Below are 21,928 nucleotides of genomic sequence, written 5' to 3'. Positions count from 1 at the left end.
CGCCCGCCCCAACGGGTCGCGTCATCGATCGCGCTGGACTCCGCCGGGTCCAGCGCGATTTTTTTATGTCCGGCCTTGTCCGGCACATCCGGCACCTCCCCCGGCCGCCTCGCGGCGGCTCCGCCGGGGGGTGCCGCGGCTCCTCGCGGGCCACACCCTCCGGGGTGGTGCAATTGCACATATTAAATCGGGGCGTTGTAGGAGAGGTGTAAGTTCACTCGTTCCAGAAACTCATTTCGTGACTCCCGTCACATGCCCCCAAGTCCCCTCCACCCAGAGCCTTTCACCGCGCTGAGCGCCGGGACGCCGCCAATGGTCACCGGTTGGGGGGACTTTCGTCCTCGGGCCGTACGGGCTCGGAAACCTCCATGGCGAGCCGCAGGAGGCGGTGGCAGACCGCGCAGTGCCGGGTGAGGTGGCGATAGCCCAGAGCGGCCGACAGATGGGCACGCAGCAGAGCGCGCGTCTCGTGCCTCGACGATGCCGTCATGCGCCACCTCCTGGGGCAGCCCCCGCTCCCCTTCCTTGCAGGGGTACCCGCGGCGAGTGCCCCCGTCAAGACGCCGAGAAGGCCCGGATCCGAGGGGCGCGGGCCTCCGCGCGCGCCAGCAGGGCAGGCGGCGGCCCCGGGGGCTGTCCGGACAGGCGTCTGGGCCCGCATCCGGCGCGGGGAGGGGGCCGTGCGTTGGTGCGGTCCTGACGGGATTTGCCGTGCCGATGCGCGGCTCCGCCGCGGGGCGCGACCTCGGGGGCTCCGGACATGCGTCAGGGCCCGCATCCGGCATGGGATGCGGGCCCTGATCTACTGCGGTCCTGACGGGATTTGAACCCGCGGCCTCCACCTTGACAGGGTGGCGAGCACTCCAAACTGCTCCACAGGACCTTGTTTCGCAGCCCGTTGGTGCTTGGCTGCGAGTGAGACTCTACAGCAGGTCAGCGGGTCAGGTCGAACTCACTCACAGCGAGGTCGGCGCTACGGCGCCGCCGCGTCGATGGCCTTCACGATCCGCTTGTCCGAGACCGGGAACGCCGTGCCGAGCGCGTGCGCGAAGTAGCTCACCCGCAGTTCCTCGATCATCCAGCGGATGTCCAGGACCTGCCGCGGAACGGGCCGGCCGCGCGGCAGCTGTTCGAGCAGCCACGCGTACTCGTCCTGCATCTCGTGGACCTTCTCCATGCGCGTGGTGTCGCGCTGGACGGCCGTCGGCATCTGCTGGAGCCGGCGGTCCACCGCGACCAGGTAGCGCATCAGGTCGGGCAGCCGCCTGAGCCCGGTGAGCGTGACGAAGCCGGGCGGTACCAGCGCCGCCAGCTGGGTGCGTACGTCCGCCACGTTGGCGACCAGGGTCAGGCTGTTCGTGGCCTTCAGGCGGCGCTCACAGGCCTGCCAGGCGGCCAGGATCTGCTGGACCTGGCCGACCGTGCGCACCGTGGCGTCCACCAGGTCGGCGCGGACCTTGTCGTACAGCGTGCGGAACGACGCCTCGTCCCACGCGGGGCCGCCGTGGTCCGCGATCAGCCTGTCCGCCGCGGCCGTCGCGCAGTCGTCGAAGAGCGCCTGGATCGAGCCGTGCGGATTGCGCGACAGGGCGAGCTTCTGCTGGTTGGTGAGCTTGTCGGAGGCGAACTTGGCCGGGTTCACCGGGATGTTGAGCAGGATCAGCTTCCGGGTGCCGCGCCACATCGCCTGCTGCTGCTCGGCCTCGGTGTCGAAGAGCCGTACGGAGACGGTCTCGCCCGCGTCCACCAGCGCGGGGAAGGCCTTCACGGGCTGGCCGGCCCTGCGCGTCTCGAAGACCTTCGTCAGGGTGCCGATCGTCCAGTCCGTGAGGCCCGAGCGCTCGATGGACTCGCCCGTGGGGCCCGCGGTGGCCGCCGCGGCCTGGGAGAGGGCCTGGCGGGCCCTCGGGCGCAGCTGGAGCTTCAGCGCCTCCAGGTCCTTGTCCTCCGCGAGCTTGCGGCGCCGCTCATCGACGATCCTGAACGTGATCTTGAGGTGGTCCGGTACGCGCGCGAGGTCGAAGTCGTCCGCCGTGAGCGGGACGCCCACCATCCGCTGGAGCTCCCGGGCCAGCGTCACCGGCATGGGCTCCTGCAACGGGACCGCCCGCTCCAGGAACTTCGAGGCGTAGTTGGGTGCCGGGACGTAGTGTCGGCGGATCGGCTTGGGCAGGGAGCGGATCAGCTCCGTGACGACCTCCTCGCGCAGGCCCGGGATCTGCCAGTCGAAGCCCTCGTCGGTGACCTGGTTCAGGACCTGGAGCGGCACGTGCACGGTCACGCCGTCCGCGTCCGCGCCCGGCTCGAACTGGTAGGTCACCCGGAACTTCAGCGGGCCCTGGCGCCAGGAGTCCGGATAGTCGTCCTTGGTGACGGCGCCGGCCTTCTCGTTGATGAGCATCTCGCGCTCGAAGTCGAGGAGTTCGGGCTCCTCGTGCTTCTTGTGCTTCCACCACGAGTCGAAGTGCGCGCCCGACACGACGTGGTCGGGCACCCGCTGGTCGTAGAAGTCGAACAGCGTCTCGTCGTCGACGAGGATGTCGCGGCGCCGCGCGCGGTGCTCCAGCTCCTCGACCTCGGTGAGGAGCTTGCGGTTGTCCGCGAAGAACTTGTGGTGCGTGCGCCAGTCGCCCTCGACCAGGGCGTTGCGGATGAACAGGTCGCGCGAGGCCTCGGCGTCGATGCGGCCGTAGTTGACCTTGCGGTTGGCCACGATCGGCACGCCGTACAGCGTGACCCGCTCGTACGCCATCACCGCGGCCTGGTCCTTCTCCCAGTGCGGCTCGCTGTACGTGCGCTTCAGGAGGTGCTGGGCGAGCGGCTCGATCCACTCGGGCTCGATCTTCGCGTTGACCCGGGCCCACAGCCGCGAGGTCTCCACCAGCTCCGCGGACATCACGAGCTTGGGCTGCTTCTTGAACAGCGCCGAGCCCGGGAAGATCGCGAACTTGGCGCTGCGGGCGCCCAGGTACTCGTTCTTGTCGGTGTCCTTCATCCCGATGTGGGAGAGGAGACCGGCGAGGAGCGAGGTGTGCACCGACTGCTCGGGCGCGTCCTCCTCGTTCAGGTGGATGCCCATCGTCTTGGCGACGGTGCGCAGCTGCGAGTAGATGTCCTGCCACTCGCGGATGCGCAGGAAGTTCAGGTACTCCTGCTTGCACATCCGGCGGAAGCTGGAGGAGCCGCGCTCCTTCTGCTGCTCGCGCACGTACCGCCACAGGTTGAGGAAGGCCAGGAAGTCGCTGGTCTCGTCCTTGAAGCGGGCGTGCTGCTGGTCGGCCTGGGCCTGCTTCTCGCTGGGACGCTCGCGCGGGTCCTGGATGGAGAGCGCGGCCGCGATCACCATGACCTCGCGCACGCAGCCGTTGCGGTCGCCCTCCAGGACCATACGGGCCAGGCGCGGGTCGACGGGAAGCTGCGAGAGCTTGCGGCCCTGCTGGGTGAGCCGCTTCTTCGGATCCTTCTCCGCGGGGTCCAACGCGCCCAGTTCCTGAAGGAGTTGGACGCCGTCGCGGATGTTGCGGTGGTCCGGCGGGTCGATGAACGGGAACTTCTCGATGTCGCCGAGCCCGGCCGCGGTCATCTGGAGGATGACGGACGCCAGGTTCGTCCGCAGGATCTCCGCGTCGGTGAACTCGGGCCGCGTGACGAAGTCGTCCTCGGAGTACAGCCGGATGCAGATGCCGTCGGACGTACGGCCGCAGCGGCCCTTGCGCTGGTTGGCGCTGGCCTGGGAGACCGGCTCGATCGGCAGGCGCTGCACCTTGGTGCGGTGGCTGTAGCGCGAGACGCGGGCGGTGCCCGGGTCGATGACGTACTTGATGCCGGGGACGGTCAGCGAGGTCTCGGCGACGTTGGTGGCGAGCACGATCCGGCGGCCGCTGTGCTGCTGGAAGACGCGGTGCTGCTCGGCGTGCGAGAGGCGCGCGTAGAGGGGGAGCACCTCGGTGGAGCGGAGGTTCTTCTTGATCAGCGCGTCCGCGGTGTCGCGGATCTCGCGCTCGCCGGACAGGAACACCAGGACGTCACCGGGGCCCTCGGCCTGGAGCTCGTCCACGGCGTCGCAGATCGCGGTGATCTGATCGCGGTCGGAATCTTCGCTGTCCTCTTCGAGGAGCGGTCGGTAACGCACCTCGACGGGATACGTACGGCCGCTGACCTCGACGATCGGGGCGTCCCCGAAGTGCCGCGAGAACCGCTCGGGGTCGATGGTCGCCGAGGTGATGACGACCTTCAGGTCGGGGCGCCTGGGCAGCAGCTGGGCCAGATAGCCGAGCAGGAAGTCGATGTTGAGGGACCGCTCGTGGGCCTCGTCGATGATGATCGTGTCGTAGGCGCGCAGCTCGCGGTCGGTCTGGATCTCGGCGAGCAGGATGCCGTCGGTCATCAGCTTCACGAAGGTCGCGTTCTGGTCGACCTGGTCGGTGAAGCGGACCTTCCAGCCGACCGCCTCGCCCAGCGGGGTCCTCAGCTCCTCCGCGATGCGGTCCGCGACCGTGCGGGCCGCGAGCCTGCGGGGCTGGGTGTGCCCGATCATGCCGCGCACGCCACGGCCGAGCTCCATGCAGATCTTGGGGATCTGGGTGGTCTTGCCCGAGCCGGTCTCGCCCGCGACGATCACGACCTGGTGGTCGCGTATCGCCTGAAGGATGTCGTCCTTCTTCTGGCTGACCGGGAGCTGCTCGGGGTAGGTCACCTCGGGCACGCGGGCGGCCCGCCGGGCGATGCGCTCGGCGGACTTCCGGGCCTCGGCGGCGATCTCGTCGAGCACGGCCTGACGGGCCTCGGGCTTGCGGATGCGGCGGGCGCCTTCGAGACGGCGGCCCAGGCGGTGGGCGTCGCGCAGCGAAGCCCCGTCGAGGAGCGTCTGGAGATCGGCGAAGGAAGTAGACATACCTGGTTCAGGATCTCACCCGCCGAGGACGAGTGGCGAACGCATTTCGTCACGCTCGGGGGCCCACCCCGTACCATTTCGGGCATGCCCCGCACCCGAGACCCGCGCCGCCGCCTCGCCGCGGCGCTGCTGACGGTGTTCGGGGTGCTCGGGATGGTGCTCTGCGGGGCGGTGCTTCCGGCTTCGGCCGCGCCCGTCGTGTCCGCCGCGCCCGTCGTGTCCGCCGCGCCGGCCGGTGCGGGGGCCGTGGCAGTGGGTGCTTCCAGTACGCCGCCCGTCTTCGGGGCCCACTCGGGTGCGCCCGGCTGCAAGCAGGGCGGCCGGCACCAGGACTCCGACCCCGCCGCGCCCGTCCGGGCCCGTACCGCGCATGACCAGGCCCCGGTCCTGGAGGACAGGGTCGCGCCCGCCGCCCTGGGGGCGCTGTACGCGGCCCACCGCAACCCGCCGGTCCGCGGGCCCGCGCGCGGCGCGCCCACTCCCGTCGAACTCTCGGTGCTCAGGGTCTAGAAGGCCGGTTCCGCCTCCGCGACCGTCCGTCCCCTCCTTGTACGCGCCCCTTCGCAGGGGTGCGCGCACGCACCCGGAGTCCTCGCATGCCCAAGAACACGAAGCCCGCCGCGCAGTCCGGCGCGAAGGCCACCGCCAAGTCCGGTGCCGCCGCCGAACCCGGCGCACCCGCCAAGTCCCGCAAGCCGTTCCTCATCGGGGCGGCCGTGCTGGTCGCCGCCGGTGTGCTGGGAATGGCGTCCTACCGGGCGACCTCCCCCGACGCGAAGCCCACCGTCAACGACGCCGCCTCGACCTCCGCGCCGACGGCCGGCGGCTACCCCGAACTGGCCGGGCTCGCCCGGCGCGACGCCAAGGACCCGCTCGCCCAGGGCCGCCCGGACGCGCCGGTCGTGATGATCGAGTACGCCGACTTCAAGTGCTCGTACTGCGGGAAGTTCGCCCGTGACACCGAACCCGCGCTGGTGAAGAAGTACGTCGACAAGGGCACCCTGCGCATCGAGTGGCGCAACTTCCCGATCTTCGGCGCCGAGTCGGAGGCGGCCGCGCGCGGGGCGTGGGCCGCCGGGCAGCAGGGCAGGTTCCGGCAGTTCCACGCGGCGGCGTACGCGCAGGGCTCCAAGGAGAAGGGGTTCGGCGGTGACCGCCTCAAGGCGCTGGCCGAGGAGGCCGGGGTGCCGGACGCGTCGCGCTTCGCGGCGGACCTCGACAGCGACGCGGCGAAGGCGGCGGTGAAGAAGGACCAGGAGGAGGCGTACGGGCTCGGCGCGACCTCGACCCCCTCCTTCCTCATCAACGGCACCCCGATCGCGGGCGCCCAGCCGATGGACGCGTTCGCGCGGACCATCGACGCGGCGGCGGCGGCGGCCGGGCCGGCGGGCGGGACGGGGAAGAAGTGACCGCGAACATCGGCTACCTCGCGGCGTTCCTGGGCGGCCTGCTCGCGCTGCTCAGCCCGTGCAGCGCGCTGCTGTTGCCCGCGTTCTTCGCGTACTCGATCGCCGGCCGCACCAAGCTGCTCGCCCGCACCGGCATCTTCTACGCGGGTCTGGCCACCACCCTGGTGCCGCTGGGCGCCGCGGGCTCGTACGCGGGCCGCCTCTTTTACGGCCACCGGGACCAGCTGGTGCTCTTCGGCGGCTGGCTGATCATCGCGCTCGGCGTCGCCCAGATCCTCGGCATGGGATTCGCGAGCCGCCGCATGACGGAGCTTTCGGGGCGGATCCGCCCCACGACGGCGCTCTCCGTCTACGCCCTCGGCGCGGTCTACGGCCTGGCGGGGTTCTGCGCGGGCCCGATCCTGGGCAGCGTCCTGACGGTGGCGGCGGTGAGCGGCAGCCCGGTCTACGGCGGCCTGCTGCTGGCGGTGTACGCGCTGGGCATGGCGGTCCCGCTGTTCCTGCTCGCCCTGCTGTGGGAGCGCTTCGAACTGGGCGGCCGGGGGTGGCTGCGCGGCAGGGTGGTGAAGCTGGGCCGCCTCGAACTCCACACCACCTCCTGCCTGTCGGGCCTGTTCTTCATCGCGCTCGGCGCCCTGTTCCTGGCGTACGACGGAGCGACGGCCCTGCCCGGACTGCTGAACGTGGACGACTCGTACGCGGTGGAGGAGTGGACGCGGGGGCTCGGCGACGCGGTCCCGAACTGGGCGCTGCTGACGGCCGTCGCGGCGGCGGCCGCGGTCACGCTGGGCGTACGGGGGTGGCGGGCACGAGCCCGCGAACCGGAGGACACCTGACCCCTGACCCCTCGCCCCGGAGCCCCAACCCCTGGGGCTCCGCCCCGGGCCGCGTTCGCGCCGGGTACGACGAAAGCCCCGACCGGGAAGGTCGGGGCTTTCTCTGGTGGCTGGGGCCGGGGTCGAACCGGCGACCTATCGCTTTTCAGGCGATCGCTCGTACCAACTGAGCTACCCAGCCACGCGATCCACCGAAGTGAATCGCAGCGGTCCTGACGGGATTTGAACCCGCGGCCTCCACCTTGACAGGGTGGCGAGCACTCCAAACTGCTCCACAGGACCAAGCTTGCGCGAGACCAAGTCTCGCACAGGATTGTGCGTGCCCCCAACGGGATTCGAACCCGTGCTACCGCCTTGAAAGGGCGGCGTCCTGGGCCACTAGACGATGAGGGCTAATTGGCCCGCCTGGGCGCTTTGCAGCGCGTCGGGGACGTGAGAAGCATATGGGATGCGGGGAGGTATCGCCAAAACGGTTTCCCGGGACGCCGTGCGAACCCCGGGAGTGCCCTGCTGAGCTGGGCCCTTCGGCGCCGTCGCGTGGCTCGCGGGCCCCGGCGTCACGACCGTCCCGCACCGGGTGGCGGGCGGGCCGGTGCGACGCCGCACAGCCGTAGGGCGGTGCCTGACCGACAATGGGCAGGTGCTGGAGATGACGCGCGAGGAGTTCGAGGAACTGGTCGGCGAGGCGCTGGACCGGATCCCGCCCGAGCTGACGAGGCTGATGGACAACGTCGCGGTGTTCGTCGAGGACGAGCCCGCCACGGACGACCCCGAGCTGCTCGGGCTCTACGAGGGAACCCCGCTCACCGATCGCGGCGAGTGGTACGCCGGCGTGCTTCCCGACCGCATCACCATCTACCGGGGGCCCACGCTGCGCATGTGCGCGTCGCGCGAAGAAGTGGTCGCCGAGACGGAAGTGACGGTCGTGCACGAGATCGCCCACCACTTCGGCATCGACGACGCCCGCCTCCACGCCCTCGGCTACGGCTGAGCCGGAGTCGGAGTCGGAGTCGGAGTCGGAGCCGGAGTCGGAGTCGGAGCCGGAGTCGGGGCCGGAGCCGGAACCGAGTCCGCCGGGCCGCCGCGCCGCCGCGCTCGGACGGATGTCGGGCGCAAGCCGGGTGCGGACCGGGCGTGTCCCCCGTGGGGGCGCGGGAGTTGGAACGTACGACCCCGCTGCTCCCGTGTTCCGGAGGTGCCCCCGTGCGCCAGTTGACGACCCCTGCCCGCCTGGCCGAGCTGGCCGTGACCGTTCTGGTGCTCACGGCGTCGGCGGGCTGCATGAGTGTGAGCGACGAGGAGGGCAGGCCGAGGCCGTCCGTCTCCGCCGGGCAGCACGGCGAGGCGGCGGCCAGGCCCGACGAGGGCAAGGGCGGGGTGAGCGAGGGCAAGGGGCGTACCGGCAAGCACGACCCGAAGGCGTCCGGCGCGGCGTCGGGACCGGCCAGGCCCAGCGGCCCGTCGGCGCCGGGGGCGGCGACGCCTTCGGCGGGCGGCCACCCGAAGCCGGGCGGCGGTACGGGCGGCTCGGCCAAGCCCTCGCAGGGCGCCTCGCAGCCCGCCCCGACGCCGACCCACTCCGATCCGCCCCCGCCGCCGGCCTCGCCGTCGCCGCCCCCGGTCCCGACCCCTCCGCCGGCCTCGCCGTCCACGACGCCGGGGGCCGACACGCACAACAGCGCGATGCGTCGCAATCAGGCCCCGATCGATCAGGAGCCGAGCGCATCACCGCAGGTGGGGCCGGTTTAGGCGGACTCGGTTTGCCTTAGGGGGGTGGGGGTGCGTATGGTAGTAGATCGTTTGATCCCATTGCCCGGCGCCGACACAGAAGAGCGCCGTGTGGCGCGTACTCTCCCTAGCCGTGGCTGACCGCATTGAGGCGGTCGAATTGCGAATTCACGGAGTTGACGGGCGCGTGCCGAGACTCCGGAAGGTTTCGCATTTCGCATGTCCATTTCCAGCACTGACCACTCCGTCCTGCCCGAGAACGAGAACAACGACACCGTCGGCGCCGTCGAGGCCCGCGAGAACGACGTCGTCGAGGCCGTAGCGGCCTCCGAGGTCATCGAGGTCGTCGAGATCGCCGAGTCCGAGGCGGACGAGCCCACCGAGAACGCCGAGCCCACCGTGACCTTCGCGGAGCTCGGTCTGCCCGAGGGCGTCGTGCGCAAGCTCGCGCAGAACGGCGTGACCACCCCCTTCCCGATCCAGGCCGCGACCATCCCGGACGCCCTGGCCGGCAAGGACATCCTCGGCCGTGGCCGCACCGGCTCCGGCAAGACCCTCTCCTTCGGTCTGCCGACCCTGGCCACGCTGGCCGGCGGCTCCACCGAGAAGAAGAAGCCCCGCGCGATCATCCTCACGCCGACCCGTGAGCTCGCGATGCAGGTCGCGGACGCCCTCCAGCCCTACGGCGACGTGCTCGGCCTGAAGATGAAGGTCGTCTGCGGCGGTACGTCGATGAGCAACCAGATCTACGCCCTGGAGCGTGGCGTCGACGTCCTCGTCGCCACGCCGGGCCGGCTGCGCGACCTCATCAACCGCGGCGCCTGCTCGCTCGCCAACGTCCAGGTCGCCGTCCTCGACGAGGCCGACCAGATGTCCGACCTGGGCTTCCTGCCCGAGGTCACCGAGCTGCTCGACCAGATCCCCGGCGGCGGCCAGCGGATGCTCTTCTCCGCCACCATGGAGAACGAGATCTCCACGCTGGTCAAGCGCTACCTGACCAACCCCGTCACGCACGAGGTCGACAGCGCGCAGGGCAACGTCTCGACGATGACCCACCACGTCCTGGTCGTGAAGCCCAAGGACAAGGCGCCGGTCACCGCCGCGATCGCCGCCCGCAAGGGCCGCACGATCATCTTCGTCCGCACCCAGCTGGGCGCGGACCGCATCGCCGAGCAGCTGTGCGAGTCGGGCGTGAAGGCCGACGCGCTGCACGGCGGCATGACGCAGGGCGCCCGTACCCGCGTCCTCGAGGACTTCAAGAAGGGCTACGTCAACGCCCTGGTCGCCACCGACGTCGCCGCCCGCGGCATCCACGTCGACGGCATCGACCTGGTCCTCAACGTGGACCCGGCCGGTGACCACAAGGACTACCTGCACCGCTCGGGCCGTACCGCCCGCGCCGGCAAGTCCGGTGTCGTCGTGTCGCTCTCGCTGCCGCACCAGCGCCGCCAGATCTTCCGGCTGATGGAGGACGCGGGCGTCGACGCCTCGCGCCACATCATCCAGAGCGCCGGCGCGTTCGACCCGGAGGTCGCCGAGATCACCGGCGCCCGTTCGCTGACCGAGGTCCAGGCCGACTCCGCGAACAACTCGGCCAAGCAGGCCGAGCGCGAGGTCGCCGAGCTCACCAAGGAGCTGGAGCGCCTGACCCGCCGGGCCGGCGAGCTGCGCGAGGAGGCCGACCGCCTGGTCGCCCGTGCCGCCCGCGAGCGCGGCGAGGACCCGGAGACCGCGGTCGCCGAGGTCGTCGCCGAGGCCGAGGCAGAGGTCGCGGCCGCTGCCGCCGCCGCTGCCGTTCCGGCCCAGTCGGAGGCCCGCGACGACCGCGGTGGCTTCCAGCGCCGTGACGACCGGGGCAACTTCGAACGCCGCGACAACCGTGGTGGCGACCGTGACGACCGCGGTGGCGACCGTGGCGGCTTCCGTCGCGACGACCGTCCCTCGGGCGGCTTCAACCGTGACCGCCGTGACGACCGTGGCGGCGACCGCGGTGGTTTCCAGCGCCGTGACGACCGTCCCTCCGGCGGCTTCCGCCGCGACGACCGTCCCTCGGGCGGGTTCCGTCGCGACGACCGTCCCTCGGGTGGCTTCAACCGTGACGACCGCGGTGGCGACCGTGGCGGCTTCCGCCGCGACGACCGTCCCTCGGGCGGGTTCCGTCGCGACGACCGTCCCTCGGGTGGCTTCAACCGTGACGACCGCGGTGGCGACCGTGGCGGCTTCCGCCGCGACGACCGTCCCTCGGGCGGCTTCAACCGCGACGACCGCGGCGGCGACCGCGGCTTCAACCGCGACCGTCGTGACGAGCGCCCCTCCGGCGGCTTCAACCGCGGTGGCAGCGACCGTCCGTTCAACCGCGACCGCCGTGACGACCGTCCCTCGGGCGGCGGCTTCCGCTCCGGCCACGACCGTCCCCAGGGCCGTCGTGACGAGCACCGCGGCACCGGCACCAACACCGGTTCCTTCGGCCGCCGCGACGACAAGCCCCGCTGGAAGCGCAACGGCTGATCGCACAGGCGGCTCCGTCGCCTGACGATTCATCAGGGCCCGTACCCCACCTGCTCGGTGGCGTACGGGCCCCTGTGCGTGGGTCCCGCATCCGGGACCGCTCGAAACCGGCCGCCGATCGGCGCATGGTGCGGGGGCGCCGAGGGAATCGCTGGGGGCATGACAAATGACGTCGGCACCACGAGCGGGGAAACCCCGGGGCCGGGGACGCCGGGTCCTGGTCCGGGCACACCGGATTCTGACGAGGAACGCCTGGCACAGCTCGGCTACAAGCAGGTCCTCGCGCGCCGCATGTCGGCGTTCTCCAACTACGCCGTCTCCTTCACGATCATCTCGGTGCTCTCCGGCTGCCTGACGATGTACGCGTACGGCATGAAGACCGGCGGCCCCGCCCTCATCACGTGGGGCTGGGTGGCGGTGGGCCTGATGACCCTGATCGTCGGCCTCGCGATGGCCGAGATCTGCTCCGCCTACCCGACCTCGGCCGGCCTGTACTTCTGGGCCCACCGCCTCGCCCCGCCCCGGCAGGCCGCCGCCTGGGCGTGGTTCACGGGCTGGTTCAACGTCCTCGGCCAGATCGCGGTGACCGCGGGCGTGGACTTCGGCGCGGCCTCGTTCCTCGGGGCGTACCTGAACCTCCAGTTCGGCTTCGGGGTCACCCCGGCCCGCACGATCCTGCTGTTCGCGGCGATCCTGCTCCTGCACGGCCTCCTGAACACCTTCGGCGTGCGCATCGTGGCGTTCCTCAACGGCGTGAGCGTGTGGTGGCACGTGCTGGGCGTGGCGGCCATCGTGGCGGCCCTGGCCCTGGTCCCCGACCACCACCGCTCGACCTCGTTCGTCTTCACCGACTTCGTCAACGAGACGGGCTTCACCAACAGCGTGTACGTGGTGCTGATCGGCCTGCTGATGGCGCAGTACACCTTCACCGGGTACGACGCCTCCGCGCACATGACGGAGGAGACCCACGACGCCTCGACGGCCGGCCCGCGCGGCATCGTCCGCTCCATCTGGACGTCCTGGATAGCGGGCTTCGTGCTGCTCCTCGGCTTCACGTACGCGATCGGCTCGTACGACACCCAGCTGAACTCGGACACGGGCGCGCCCCCCGCCCAGATCCTCCTGGACTCGCTCGGCGCGACGGGCGGAAAGCTGCTCCTCCTGGTGGTGATCGGCGCGCAGCTCTTCTGCGGCATGGCCTCCGTGACCGCCAACTCCCGCATGATCTACGCCTTTTCGCGCGACGGCGCGCTGCCCTTCTCCCGCGTGTGGCACACGGTGAGCCCGCGCACCCGCACGCCGGTCGCGGCGGTCTGGCTCGCGGCGGGCGCGGCGCTGGTCCTCGGCCTCCCGTACCTGATCAACGTGACGGCGTACGCGGCCGTGACCTCGATCGCGGTGATCGGCCTCTACATCGCGTACGTGATCCCGACCCTGCTGCGCCTGTTCCGCGGCGACGCGTTCGCCCGGGGCCCGTGGCACCTGGGCCGCTGGTCGCGCCCGATCGGCATCGTGGCGGTGGCCTGGGTGGCGGTCATCACAGTCCTGTTCATGCTGCCCCAGGTCTCCCCGGTCACCTGGGAAACCTTCAACTACGCGCCGATCGCTGTCCTGGCGGTCCTGGGCTTCGCGACGGTGTGGTGGGTGGCCTCGGCGAGGCACTGGTTCCTGCGCCCGGCGTCCCCCACGCAACCCCGCGCCTGAACCCGGAACGGGCCCGCGCCCCGGCCTCCGACTCCCGCGCCCCGGCCCGCGTCCGCCCCGTCCCGAGCCCCGCGCCCCGGCCCGCGTCCGCCCCGTCCCGAGCCCCGCGCCCCGGCCCGCGACGGGCCCGGCAACCGATACCCGATCGGCTGCCGGGCGGCGTCCGGCTATGCTCAGGGGTGACTCGCCAAGGGCCATTAGCTCAATTGGCAGAGCAGCGGACTTTTAATCCGTTGGTTGTCGGTTCGAGTCCGACATGGCCTACCGGTCGGAGGGGTAGCGATATCCGTCTGACCTGGTGATTCCTCGGCCCGACCGGAGACTTCCGGTCGGGCCGGATTCGTCTTGACCGCTTTGCGGCCCATGTGAGTGCTCGAAGAGTGCCCCCCCGCCACGGCTCGAGGCCGGCGGCATGGGCGCTCCGCGTCAGCGGTCGGTGTCCTGTCCCGTTCTCCGGGCGCCGGGCCGCGTGCTTGAACGCCGTGCACGGTCCAGCCACTTCGCACAACGGGATCAGATCCGTGCCGCGCCCAGAGGTCGCGCCAGATCACGAACGCCGGGCCGACGGGATGGGTCGCGGGCAACGGCATGGCTGGTGGGCCGGCCGGGGCTCTGCCCAGCTCATTCGATCCCGGGGCTGCGGCGCTCGATCAGCACCACGTCACGCCACACCCCGCGATGCCGCCCGATCCGCTCCCGCGTGCCGATCACGCGGAACCCCGCCCGCTCGTGGAGGGCGAGGCTGGTCGTGTTCTCGGGGAAGACGCCGGACTGAACCGTCCAGATGCCCGCCGCCTCCGTCGAGGCGATCAGCGTGCGCAGCAGGGCGCCGCCGATGCCTCGGCCGCGTGCGGCAGGGTGGACGTACACCGAGTGTTCGACCACGCCGGCGTACGCGCACCGGTCCGACACGGGCACGACCGCGACCCAGCCGAGCACCTTGCCGGTGGCGTCGACGGCGACCGAGCGGTGAGCGGGCAGCTTGGCGGCGTCGAACCGCTCCCACGTCGGTGCCGCGGTCTCGAACGTCGCGTTGCCCTCGTCGATGCCGAGTTGATGGATCGCGAGGACCTGCTCGGCGTGCTCGGCCCCCATGGGCACGATGCGCACGCCACCGGTCGCGCTCACGACCGACTCGCGGGCGCGATCTCGCCGATCAGAGCCCGGATCCGCCGCTCGATCCCGTCGCGAATGGGGCGCACGGCCTCGACGCCCTGCCCGGCGGGGTCGCGCAACTGCCAGTCGAGGTACCGCGTTCCGGGGAAGACGGGACAGGTGTCACCGCAGCCCATGGTGATCACGACGTCGGATGCCCGCACGGCGTCGACGGTGAGCAGCTTGGGCACCTCGGCCGAGACGTCGATGCCGACCTCGGCCATGGCGGCGACGACGGCGGGGTTCACCGTGTCGGCGGGGGCGGACCCTGCGGACCGGACCTGCACCCGGTCGCCCGCAAGGTGCGTGAGGAACGCGGCGGCCATCTGGGAGCGGCCGGCGTTGTGGACGCAGACGAACAGCACGGAGGGCAGGGCGGCGTCAGGCATGGGCGGGGTCTTCCTCGGTCAGCGGCAGGGGAGCGGTGGTGAAGAAGCGGCGGGCGTACAGCGCGACGTGGACGAGGCCGATCAGCACCGGTACCTCGATGAGCGGGCCGACGACGCCGGCGAGGGCCTGCCCGGACGTGGCGCCGAACGTGGCGATGGCCACCGCGATGGCCAACTCGAAGTTGTTGCCCGCGGCGGTGAACGCGAGCGTCGTCGCCCGCGGGTGGTCGAGGCCCACGGCGCGGCCGACTCCCATCGAGCCGGCCCACATGATCGCGAAGTACACGAGCAGCGGCAGCGCGATACGGACGACGTCGAGCGGCTGTGAGGTGATCGCGTCGCCTTGCAGCGCGAACAGGACGACGATCGTGAACAGCAGCCCGTACAGGGCGAACGGGCCGAGGCGCGGGATCAGTTCCGCTTCGTACCAGGTGCGGCCCCTGACCTTCTCGCCGATCCGGCGCGTGAGGTAGCCGGCGACGAGCGGGACGCCGAGGAAGATCAGCACGCTTCGGGCGATCTCCCACACGGACACGTCGAGCCCGGCCTGTTCAAGGCCGAGCCACCCGGGCAGCACGGACAGGTAGAACCAGCCGAGGGCCGAGAACGCGATCACCTGGAACACCGAGTTCAGCGCGACCAGGACGGCGGCAGCCTCGCGGTCACCGCGGGCCAGGTCGTTCCAGATGATCACCATGGCGATGCAGCGCGCCAGCCCCACGATGATCAGGCCCGTACGGTACGCGGGCAGGTCCGGCAGGAGCAGCCACGCCAGCGCGAACATGAGCGCCGGCCCGACGATCCAGTTCAGGAGCAGCGAGGGCAGCAGCAGCCGGTGGTCGCGGGTGACGGTGTCGATCCGGTCGTACCGCACCTTGGCGAGGACCGGGTACATCATCACGAGCAGGCCGAGCGCGATCGGCAGCGATACGCCGGTCATGGTGACCTGGGCGAGCGCGTCCCCGAGGCCGGGCACGATGCGGCCCAGCCCGAGGCCGAGTGCCATCGCGGCGAGAATCCACACGGCTAGGTAGCGGTCGAGGAACGACAAACGGCCGGCGACCGCCCGCTCGGGGGCGACGCTCACGCGGTCACCTCGGCGGGCGCGGGCAGGGGCTCGCCGGCCGGGCGGGTCAGGAGGCCGGCGAGACGGTCGGTCATCTCGGGCAGCAGCCAGTAGTAGACCCACGTACCGCGCCGCTCGCAGTCGATGAGGCCGGCTTGCCGAAGCAGCTTGAGGTGATGCGAGATCGTCGGCTGAGACAGGTCGAAGGCGGGGGTCAGATCGCAGACGCAGACCTCGCCGCCGGCGCGCGAGGCGATGAGCGAGAGCAGGCGCAGCCGCACCGGGTCGCCCAGGGCCTTGAACACCTTCGCCAGTTCTACGGCCTGTCCCTCGTCGAGGGGGGCGGTCAGCAGTCCGGGGCAACAGGTGCCGGTCTCGTCGGTCCGGCCGAGTACCACGAGCTCTTGTTTCGACATCCTTCTATGTTGACAGGTGTCGATACAAGGCGCAACGTTGCATCGACAGACATCGACAGACATCGACAGACATCGATTCAGATGGATGGAGTCCCCGCCATGTCCCGTGCACAGCTCGCCCTGCGCGTCAGCGACCTCGAAGCGTCGGTCACCTTCTACTCGAAGCTGTTCGGCACCGAACCGGCCAAGCGACGCGAGGGATACGCCAACTTCGCCCTCACCGAGCCGCCGCTCAAGCTCGTCCTGATCGAAGGCGAACCCGGACAGGAGACCCGCCTCGACCACCTGGGCGTAGAGGTCGAGTCCACGGACCAGGTCGCGGCCGCGGCCGGCCGGCTCAAGGATGCCGGCCTCGCCACCTTCGAGGAGAACGACACCTCGTGCTGCTATGCCCTGCAGGACAAGGTGTGGGTGCACGGACCCGGCAAGGAGCCGTGGGAGGTCTATGTCGTCAAGGCCGACGCCGACACCCTCGGCAAGAGCGCCGACCCCGGCACGGCCGGTGACGCCTGCTGCGCGGGCCGGTAGGTCGCGATCGGTCGGCCGCGGAAATGGTTCGGAGCACCCCTGTCCATGCCGTACAGTTGTGTTTACCGACGCGGGGTGGAGCAGCTCGGTAGCTCGCTGGGCTCATAACCCAGAGGTCGCAGGTTCAAATCCTGTCCCCGCTACTGAACGAAGAGGCTCGGCACTTGTTTCAAGTGCCGGGCCTCTTCGCGTGCCCGGACTCCCGCGATCCGTGGTTGACCTTGACGCAACGTCAAGATCTAGCGTGGCCGGTGTGAACGGCAAGGAGTGGTCGATCCAGGAGATCGCCAAGAAGGCCGGGACGACGAGCCGGACCCTGCGTCACTACGGGGAACTCGGCCTGCTCGCCCCCAGCCGGATCGGAAGCAACGGCTACCGCTACTACGGTCAGGACGCCCTCGTCCGGCTCCAGCGCATCCTGCTCCTCCGGGAGCTGGGCCTCTCGCTGCCCGTGATCGGCGAGGTCCTGGAGGGGGAACGCGATCCCGCGGCCGCCCTGCGGACCCATCTGCGCCTGCTCGAACAGGAGCGCGAACGCATCGCGCGGCAGATCGCCTCCGTACGGACCACCTTGCACAAGACCGAGGAGGGAGAGGAGCTCATGGCCGAGGAAGTGTTCGACGGGTTCGACCACACGCGGTACGAGGAGGAGGTGAGCCGGCGCTGGGGGCGGGCCGCCTACGAGAAGAGCGACCGCTGGTGGCGCTCGCTCACCGATGAACAGAGGCACGGATTCCGGCGGGAGCACGACGACATCGCCCGCGACTGGGGCCGGGCGTGCGCCGACGGCGCCGCCGTCGACGGCGAGGCGGCCCAGGACATCGCCCGGCGCCACGTCGCATGGCTGTCCACCACCACGGACATCGGCAGGTCGTACGTGACCGGGCTCGGCCGGATGTACGTCGACGACCCGCGCTTCGCCGCCACCTACGACCGGCACGGCGAGGGCACGGCCGTGTTCGTGCGGGACGCCCTCGCCGTATACGCGGAGCGCCACCTCACCGACGGCCCGGCCGGGCGGGGCGGATGCGCGGAGTAGTCTCACCTGCACGATGAGTGAGCACACGGAAACGGCTGCTGCGGGTCGGCGGCGTACGGGAGCAGCGGCGCGGCGGGATGTGCCTGCCGTGCCGCTGCTCCCGCTCGTCCTCTGCGCCCTCGGCGTCCTCTGCGCGCTGGTCCTGAGCGGGTGCCGGGAACCGGGCGGGACCATGCCCGTGTCCGTGCCCCTCACCGTCGAGATGGTGCCCGCCCGGCCCTCGACGCTCCCCGCGGGGTGCCGCCTCAACCGCGGCGGCTGGGCGGAGCTGCCCTGCGTACCCGATCAGGACGCCCACCACCGCCACACCAGAGGAAGCTGCGCCCGGGGCCGCCCGGGACCCCACCGGTGCCGGCTGCGTTGACGACCCGAGGGGCCCGCGCGGCCGGGCCGGCACCCCGTTGGGCGCGCCCGAGTCGCCATCGGGCTCGGCAGGGGCCAGTCTGGACTGGTGCGGCAGCGAGCAGAAGGCGAAGGGCGCCTGGTACGGGCGCTACCCGTGCTCCTGGTTCTCGTGGGCTTCGCCTTCGATGCCTCCACCCCGCCCGAGCTGACCGCCGCCGCGCTGTTCGCGGGCGCGCCGGTCGCCGCGGCCCCGTTCTACTCGGAGCGTGGCACCGCGGCCGTCGGGCTCGGTTCGGTCGCCGCCGTCGTGGCGCTCTGGTTCATACACGACCTCCCCGACCTCGGCGAAGGCGCGAGCGAACTGTTCACCGTGCTCACGGTGAGCGCACTCGCCCTCGTCATCAACCGCATCCTGCGCCGCAGCGGCGAACAGCTGGCATCGGCCCGGGTCATCGCGGAGACCGCGCAGCGCGCCGTGCTGCCCACGCCCGCGTCCCGCATCGGCGGACTGCACGTGGCAGCGCGGTACGAGGCCGCTCAGGCGGACGCCTTCATCGGCGGGGACCTCTTCGCCGTGCAGGAAACCCCGTACGGGGTCCGGCTCATCGTGGGCGATGTCCGTGGCAAGGGACTCCAGGCGGTGGAGGCCGTCGCCGTGGTGATCGGCGCGTTCCGGGAGGCCGCCGAGCAGGAGTCCTCCCTGGAGGCGGTGACCCAGCGCCTGGAGCGGGCGCTGGCCCGCGAGGGCACCCGGCGCGACCGGCTCGACGCCGTCGAGGGGTTCACCACGGCGCTGCTCGCCGAGATCCCGCGCGGCGACGGCACCGTACGCCTGGTGAACCGGGGCCACCCCGAGCCGTTCCTGCTCCACCCGGACGGATCCCTCGACGCGGTCATGCCGGCCGAGCCCGCGCTGCCGCTCGGCATGTCGGACCTCGGTGTGTGGCCGGACCGCGCCGAAGTCCGCCCCTTCCCGGCCGGCACGACGCTGCTGCTCTACACCGACGGGCTCTCCGAGGCGCGCGACGACCGGGGGGTGTTCTACAACCCCGGCGCGCGTCTGCGGGGCGCCATCTTCCCGGGGCCCGACGAGGTGCTGGACGCGCTCGTCGACGACGTACGCCGCTACACCGGCGGCGGCGCGAGCGACGACATGGCGCTGCTCGCGGTGGCCCGCCCGGCCGAAGGGCAGCCCGACCGGCGCCGCACGGTGAAGATCGTGAAGTAGGGGAGGCGGCACGGGGGCGGGCGTTCACCGCGGGCGGGTGTTCACCGTGGGTGCCCGAAAGGTCTCGCTGCGCATAACAATTGACACACCGTCAGGATGTGGATGTTTAAGCGAGCGTGACGGAGGAGACAGTGAGGGGCCGTCAACTGGCCCGGTTTGCCCCGGCAATCGCCGCTAAGTCCGGGCCAAGGTCGTTAACGATCAGTGGGAACGGCTTGGAATCCGGTCCCGCTGTCTATTAACGTTCGATAACGCAGCGCGGCCGTCCCAGCCGCCGCAAAGGCGGCACCGTGCGCATGCGCCGAATCCCGAAAGGGAACCGGGGAACCACCAACTTGGGGTGAATCGGACGTCCGTCATGGGCGCTCGTAGGAGACCTTCCTGCTCCGAACCCTCCCCCCGGGCCTCAAGGGCCAGGGGGGATCCCCACCGCTACCGGTAGGCGGAGACGGAAGGAAAGGAGCGCCTCTCCATGGCGTCCAACGAGCCTGCCCTCGACACCCCCGCCCCCTCCGCGGTGCTGTACGGGGACGCGCCCGGCGAGGACGAGAGCTGGGAGGAGTGGGACCCGACCGAGGAGTCCGTACGACCGCTCCGGGGCCGGCACAGAGTCGCCAAGCAGCGCGGCGGGCTCGCCCGCAGCTCCACCGTCCTGGGGGTCGGTGTCATCGCGGCGGTCGGCGCCGGCGGCATGGCCACCGCGCAGACCAAGCCCCCGGTCTCCATATCCCTGCCCGACTCCCTCACGGACAACCTGCCCGACCTCGGCTCGCTGCCGGGCGTGGGCAGCCTCGTCCCGCACGGCGGCGGGAATGGGGGCGCGGCCGACGCCGCGGACGCGGACGGCCACGAGACCGCGGCGGCCAGGGCCGACCGGAGGTTCGCCGCCGCGCCACTGAGCATGGCCGGGCTCACCACCACCGAGGCCGAGGCGGGCGCCACCGACGCGGGGGAGGCGCTGCGCGCCCGCATCCTGCGGCAGGCCGAGCAGCAGAGGGCCGGGGCCGTCGCCGAGGCGAAGGCGGCCGCCGAGAAGGCCGCGGCGGAGAAGGCGGCCGCGGAGGCCAGGGCCAAGCAGGACGCCGCCGAGGCCAAGGCCGCGGCCGAGAAGAAGGCGGCGGACGAGGCCGCGGCGAAGAAGGCGGAGGCGGAGCGGCTGGCCGTGCTGGCCGCCGCGTACTCCCTGCCGGTCGGCTCGTACACCCTCACCTCCACGTTCGGCGAGGCCGGTTCGATGTGGTCCTCGGGCCACCACACCGGCCTCGACTTCGCGGCGCCGACGGGCACGCCGCTCAAGGCGGTCCACTCCGGGACGGTCAAGTCGGCGGGATGGGCGGGTGCGTACGGGTATCGCACGGTCATCACGCTGGATGACGGCAGCGAGCTCTGGTACTGCCACCAGTCGTCGCTCGCGGTGAGCGTGGGGCAGAAGGTGTCGACGGGGGACGTGATCGGGCGCGTCGGCGCGACCGGGAACGTGACGGGCCCGCACCTCCACCTGGAGGTGCACACCCCGTCCGGCACGGGCATCGACCCCATGACGTGGCTCCAGTCCAAGGGGCTGCATCCCTGAGGGGGCGACCCCCAGGGGTCCGGGGCGGAACTCCGGGGGATTTCGGTGAGTGGAATTCGCTGGGTGGACTCATCCGGCATTCGCGGCGCAATCGAATCAATCCGTGACCCTCATTTCATCGGCAAAGTTCCTGTCATTGCTCCCTGCGCTAGCGTGGCCCCGGCCTTGTCGGGGTCCACGTCTTGCATTCCCTGGGGGGAACATGGAAAACAAGGACACGCCTCTCGCAGTCCCCGAAACGGAACTCCGCATTCTTTGGTTCTTGTACCAGGGATATGAGGATGCCCGCGTCGCACGAGTCATGGGGCTGAGTCACCGCACCGTCCAGCGCCATGTGAAGAAGTTGATGGACCGGGCGGGGGTGGCCAGTCGGCTCGCTCTCGGCGCGCGGGCCCAGGAGCTGGGGTGGCTGGGGCCTCGGCCGTGCGCCGCGCAGCGGCGAGGTCTGCGGTCGGTGGCGTAATTACGTCATGGGAATTGATGCCGAGTGAATCGAGGATTCCTCGACTAGATTGCCTCGCGTCATCACCGAACTCCCGGGAGTGCTCATGAGAAAGCGTACGGCTACATGGATGGCGACGGTCGGGCTCGTCGCATCGGGCGTGATATTCGGAGCGGCGCCGTCCGCCTCCGCGGCCAACTGGGGATGCCCCGGCTCCCAGGTGGACTCGTATACGAGCAGGAACTCGGCGGGTGAGACGCTGAGCCACACCTATCTCTTCTACTCCAGTGCGTCGAACGGCACCGACTGCGCGGTCACCGTAGCCGCGAAATACGCCGGGAAGGCGTACGAGCTCGGGGTGGACATCTGGACCTCCGACTGGGTTCAGCACGACGGTGACCTCGGCAATTACGCTTCTTATGCCGGGCCGGTGAAGATCACCAACACGAACGGAAAGTGCCTGAACCTGGAGGCGACCGTAGGCAACGGGCCGATGCACTCGAACGGCGAGGTCATCGGCGGTGGCAACTGGTACGGCGTGCACTGCGGATAGTCCGACCCGACTGTTCCGTCGTCGCCGCCCACCGGGGCTGCCGCGCAGGCACGCGGAGCCGGAAGCAGGCACGCGGAGGCGGAATAGGCGGCGCAGTACGGGGGTTGGGGTCGCC

General features: G+C 71.1%; 19 protein-coding genes, 6 tRNA genes and 1 riboswitch. Of the genes, 15 read left to right on the top strand and 10 right to left on the bottom strand.

The features are described 5' to 3' along the window. Positions 1 to 316: 316 nt before the first annotated feature. From OG432_RS15630 to hrpA, 3 genes are all read right to left on the bottom strand, one after another. Positions 317 to 490: a DUF6274 family protein gene (locus OG432_RS15630; protein ID WP_328311545.1), complete on the bottom strand. Its 174-nt coding sequence runs from the start codon at positions 488 to 490 to the stop codon at positions 317 to 319. A 318-nt stretch (positions 491 to 808) separates the two neighbouring features. Next, a tRNA-Asp gene (locus tag OG432_RS15625) sits at positions 809 to 883 on the bottom strand. A gap of 90 nt (positions 884 to 973) precedes the next feature. Further along, positions 974 to 4,894, bottom strand: coding sequence for an ATP-dependent RNA helicase HrpA (hrpA, locus tag OG432_RS15620; RefSeq protein WP_328311544.1), 3,921 nt, complete (start codon positions 4,892 to 4,894; stop codon positions 974 to 976). Between the two features lie 84 nt (positions 4,895 to 4,978). Between hrpA and OG432_RS15615 the strand changes: the two genes are divergently transcribed. From OG432_RS15615 to OG432_RS15605, 3 genes are all read left to right on the top strand, one after another. Continuing rightward, positions 4,979 to 5,404, top strand: a complete 426-nt coding sequence (locus tag OG432_RS15615; protein ID WP_328311543.1) for a hypothetical protein — start codon at positions 4,979 to 4,981, stop codon at positions 5,402 to 5,404. Positions 5,405 to 5,490: 86 nt separating this feature from the next. Continuing rightward, positions 5,491 to 6,303: a DsbA family protein gene (locus tag OG432_RS15610; RefSeq protein WP_328311542.1), complete on the top strand. Its 813-nt coding sequence runs from the start codon at positions 5,491 to 5,493 to the stop codon at positions 6,301 to 6,303. Continuing rightward, entirely contained in the window at positions 6,300 to 7,139 is an 840-nt protein-coding gene (locus OG432_RS15605) for a cytochrome c biogenesis CcdA family protein (RefSeq protein ID WP_328311541.1), read from the top strand. Before OG432_RS15610 ends, OG432_RS15605 begins: the two co-directional genes overlap by 4 nt. Before the next feature lie 104 nt (positions 7,140 to 7,243). Here OG432_RS15605 and OG432_RS15600 read toward each other — a convergent pair. The 3 genes from OG432_RS15600 to OG432_RS15590 form a co-directional block, all read right to left on the bottom strand. Next, a tRNA-Phe gene (locus OG432_RS15600) sits at positions 7,244 to 7,320 on the bottom strand. A gap of 26 nt (positions 7,321 to 7,346) precedes the next feature. Next, positions 7,347 to 7,421: transfer RNA gene (locus tag OG432_RS15595), tRNA-Asp, on the bottom strand. Between the two features lie 38 nt (positions 7,422 to 7,459). After that, positions 7,460 to 7,532: transfer RNA gene (locus tag OG432_RS15590), tRNA-Glu, on the bottom strand. A gap of 247 nt (positions 7,533 to 7,779) precedes the next feature. On the opposite strand from OG432_RS15590, the gene OG432_RS15585 reads away from it, so the two are divergent. The 5 genes from OG432_RS15585 to OG432_RS15565 all read left to right on the top strand — a co-directional run bounded on the left by OG432_RS15585 (position 7,780) and on the right by OG432_RS15565 (position 13,343). Beyond that, positions 7,780 to 8,130, top strand: a complete 351-nt coding sequence (locus OG432_RS15585) for a metallopeptidase family protein (protein WP_328311540.1) — start codon at positions 7,780 to 7,782, stop codon at positions 8,128 to 8,130. A 212-nt stretch (positions 8,131 to 8,342) separates the two neighbouring features. Continuing rightward, on the top strand, positions 8,343 to 8,888 hold the full coding sequence (locus OG432_RS15580) for a hypothetical protein (RefSeq protein WP_328311539.1): 546 nt from the start codon (positions 8,343 to 8,345) through the stop codon (positions 8,886 to 8,888). Positions 8,889 to 9,086: 198 nt separating this feature from the next. Then, a complete protein-coding gene (locus OG432_RS15575) occupies positions 9,087 to 11,375 on the top strand; it encodes a DEAD/DEAH box helicase (RefSeq protein WP_328311538.1) in 2,289 nt (762 codons plus the stop codon). 159 nt (positions 11,376 to 11,534) lie between these two features. Next, positions 11,535 to 13,079 carry an amino acid permease gene (locus OG432_RS15570; protein WP_328311537.1) on the top strand — a complete coding sequence of 515 codons (1,545 nt, stop codon included), beginning with the start codon at positions 11,535 to 11,537 and terminating at the stop codon, positions 13,077 to 13,079. Positions 13,080 to 13,270: 191 nt separating this feature from the next. Then, a tRNA-Lys gene (locus OG432_RS15565) sits at positions 13,271 to 13,343 on the top strand. A gap of 357 nt (positions 13,344 to 13,700) precedes the next feature. Here the strand turns inward: OG432_RS15565 and OG432_RS15560 are convergent. From OG432_RS15560 to OG432_RS15545, 4 genes are read right to left on the bottom strand one after another with little or no spacing between them, the layout of a single operon-like run. Then, the gene (locus OG432_RS15560) at positions 13,701 to 14,174 is read right to left on the bottom strand and encodes a GNAT family N-acetyltransferase (protein WP_328315121.1); all 474 of its coding nucleotides are present in this window, start codon (positions 14,172 to 14,174) and stop codon (positions 13,701 to 13,703) included. Between the two features lie 29 nt (positions 14,175 to 14,203). Beyond that, positions 14,204 to 14,623, bottom strand: a complete 420-nt coding sequence (locus OG432_RS15555) for an arsenate reductase ArsC (RefSeq protein WP_328311536.1) — start codon at positions 14,621 to 14,623, stop codon at positions 14,204 to 14,206. Further along, complete coding sequence (gene arsB / locus OG432_RS15550) at positions 14,616 to 15,710, bottom strand: ACR3 family arsenite efflux transporter (protein ID WP_328311535.1); 1,095 nt, start codon at positions 15,708 to 15,710, stop codon at positions 14,616 to 14,618. Before arsB ends, OG432_RS15555 begins: the two co-directional genes overlap by 8 nt. Beyond that, positions 15,707 to 16,105 carry an ArsR/SmtB family transcription factor gene (locus tag OG432_RS15545; protein ID WP_328311534.1) on the bottom strand — a complete coding sequence of 133 codons (399 nt, stop codon included), beginning with the start codon at positions 16,103 to 16,105 and terminating at the stop codon, positions 15,707 to 15,709. Before OG432_RS15545 ends, arsB begins: the two co-directional genes overlap by 4 nt. 99 nt (positions 16,106 to 16,204) lie before the next feature. Here OG432_RS15545 and OG432_RS15540 point away from each other — a divergent pair, with 99 nt between their 5' ends. The 7 genes from OG432_RS15540 to OG432_RS15510 all read left to right on the top strand — a co-directional run bounded on the left by OG432_RS15540 (position 16,205) and on the right by OG432_RS15510 (position 21,813). Continuing rightward, the gene (locus OG432_RS15540; RefSeq protein ID WP_328311533.1) at positions 16,205 to 16,633 is read left to right on the top strand and encodes an ArsI/CadI family heavy metal resistance metalloenzyme; all 429 of its coding nucleotides are present in this window, start codon (positions 16,205 to 16,207) and stop codon (positions 16,631 to 16,633) included. 69 nt (positions 16,634 to 16,702) lie between these two features. Further along, positions 16,703 to 16,776: transfer RNA gene (locus tag OG432_RS15535), tRNA-Met, on the top strand. Positions 16,777 to 16,886: 110 nt separating this feature from the next. Next, positions 16,887 to 17,672, top strand: coding sequence for a MerR family transcriptional regulator (locus OG432_RS15530; protein WP_328311532.1), 786 nt, complete (start codon positions 16,887 to 16,889; stop codon positions 17,670 to 17,672). A 451-nt stretch (positions 17,673 to 18,123) separates the two neighbouring features. Further along, complete coding sequence (locus tag OG432_RS15525; protein WP_328311531.1) at positions 18,124 to 19,245, top strand: PP2C family protein-serine/threonine phosphatase; 1,122 nt, start codon at positions 18,124 to 18,126, stop codon at positions 19,243 to 19,245. A 289-nt stretch (positions 19,246 to 19,534) separates the two neighbouring features. Next, positions 19,535 to 19,705, top strand: a riboswitch (cyclic di-AMP (ydaO/yuaA leader). 12 nt (positions 19,706 to 19,717) lie between these two features. After that, positions 19,718 to 20,818 (top strand): M23 family metallopeptidase, encoded by a 1,101-nt coding sequence (locus tag OG432_RS15520; RefSeq protein ID WP_328311530.1) that lies wholly within the window; start codon positions 19,718 to 19,720, stop codon positions 20,816 to 20,818. A gap of 202 nt (positions 20,819 to 21,020) precedes the next feature. After that, entirely contained in the window at positions 21,021 to 21,281 is a 261-nt protein-coding gene (locus OG432_RS15515) for a LuxR C-terminal-related transcriptional regulator (RefSeq protein ID WP_328311529.1), read from the top strand. Between the two features lie 109 nt (positions 21,282 to 21,390). Continuing rightward, entirely contained in the window at positions 21,391 to 21,813 is a 423-nt protein-coding gene (locus OG432_RS15510; RefSeq protein ID WP_328311528.1) for a hypothetical protein, read from the top strand. Positions 21,814 to 21,928: the final 115 nt, after the last annotated feature.

The organism is Streptomyces sp. NBC_00442 (assembly GCF_036014195.1).
In the GTDB taxonomy this organism is placed as follows: Bacteria; Actinomycetota; Actinomycetes; order Streptomycetales; family Streptomycetaceae; genus Streptomyces.
This window is presented reverse-complemented; position numbering and strand designations above follow the sequence as displayed.

What these genes read in the sequence shown, in the direction of transcription:
- OG432_RS15630 (WP_328311545.1), bottom strand. Translation starts at nt 490, where the DNA reads ATGACGGCATCGTCGAGGCACGAGACGCGCGCTCTGCTGCGTGCCCAT.
- hrpA (WP_328311544.1), bottom strand. Translation starts at nt 4,894, where the DNA reads ATGTCTACTTCCTTCGCCGATCTCCAGACGCTCCTCGACGGGGCTTCG.
- OG432_RS15615 (WP_328311543.1), top strand. Translation starts at nt 4,979, where the DNA reads ATGCCCCGCACCCGAGACCCGCGCCGCCGCCTCGCCGCGGCGCTGCTG.
- OG432_RS15610 (WP_328311542.1), top strand. Translation starts at nt 5,491, where the DNA reads ATGCCCAAGAACACGAAGCCCGCCGCGCAGTCCGGCGCGAAGGCCACC.
- OG432_RS15575 (WP_328311538.1), top strand. Translation starts at nt 9,087, where the DNA reads ATGTCCATTTCCAGCACTGACCACTCCGTCCTGCCCGAGAACGAGAAC.
- OG432_RS15570 (WP_328311537.1), top strand. Translation starts at nt 11,535, where the DNA reads ATGACAAATGACGTCGGCACCACGAGCGGGGAAACCCCGGGGCCGGGG.
- OG432_RS15560 (WP_328315121.1), bottom strand. Translation starts at nt 14,174, where the DNA reads ATGGGGGCCGAGCACGCCGAGCAGGTCCTCGCGATCCATCAACTCGGC.
- OG432_RS15555 (WP_328311536.1), bottom strand. Translation starts at nt 14,623, where the DNA reads ATGCCTGACGCCGCCCTGCCCTCCGTGCTGTTCGTCTGCGTCCACAAC.
- OG432_RS15545 (WP_328311534.1), bottom strand. Translation starts at nt 16,105, where the DNA reads ATGTCGAAACAAGAGCTCGTGGTACTCGGCCGGACCGACGAGACCGGC.
- OG432_RS15540 (WP_328311533.1), top strand. Translation starts at nt 16,205, where the DNA reads ATGTCCCGTGCACAGCTCGCCCTGCGCGTCAGCGACCTCGAAGCGTCG.
- OG432_RS15520 (WP_328311530.1), top strand. Translation starts at nt 19,718, where the DNA reads ATGGCGTCCAACGAGCCTGCCCTCGACACCCCCGCCCCCTCCGCGGTG.
- OG432_RS15515 (WP_328311529.1), top strand. Translation starts at nt 21,021, where the DNA reads ATGGAAAACAAGGACACGCCTCTCGCAGTCCCCGAAACGGAACTCCGC.
- OG432_RS15510 (WP_328311528.1), top strand. Translation starts at nt 21,391, where the DNA reads ATGGCGACGGTCGGGCTCGTCGCATCGGGCGTGATATTCGGAGCGGCG.